The 335-nt window shown below is 32.5% G+C and carries 1 protein-coding gene; it reads left to right on the top strand.

Features of this window, described 5'->3' with window-relative positions; genetic code table 11:
- Positions 1–131: 131 nt before the first annotated feature.
- Positions 132–335: single-stranded DNA-binding protein (gene ssb, locus J7R05_RS09125; protein ID WP_208541949.1), on the top strand; the 204-nt coding region annotated here is incomplete at its 3' end.

Raw genomic sequence — 335 nt, 5'->3', positions numbered from 1 at the left:
TCAGTTAGTTATTTTATTTTTCTATATTAACTAGTGTAGCATATTGTTTTATGCTATTGTAAAATATAATAAAAGCAGCTTTTCAAATCCGTATTTCATTTCAATTATTTTCCTTAGAAAAGATAAAAAACATGCTTAATAAAGTAACTTTAATTGGCAATCTCGGTGCCGATCCCGAAAGCAGAACAATGGCATCTGGTGCAGAGGTGGTGAATTTTCGTATAGGCACTTCTCAAAGATACGTAGATAAAAAAACAGGTGAAAAGGTAGAGAAAACAGAATGGCACTCTATCGTGGTTTTTAATCCACATCTTGCAAAGGTTGCACTTCAGTAT

It is taken from the genome of Bartonella capreoli, assembly GCF_902813205.1.
Lineage (GTDB): Bacteria > Pseudomonadota > Alphaproteobacteria > Rhizobiales > Rhizobiaceae > Bartonella > Bartonella schoenbuchensis.
The sequence above is the reverse complement of the archived record's forward strand: the minus strand, read 5'-3'. Positions and strand labels throughout refer to the sequence as shown.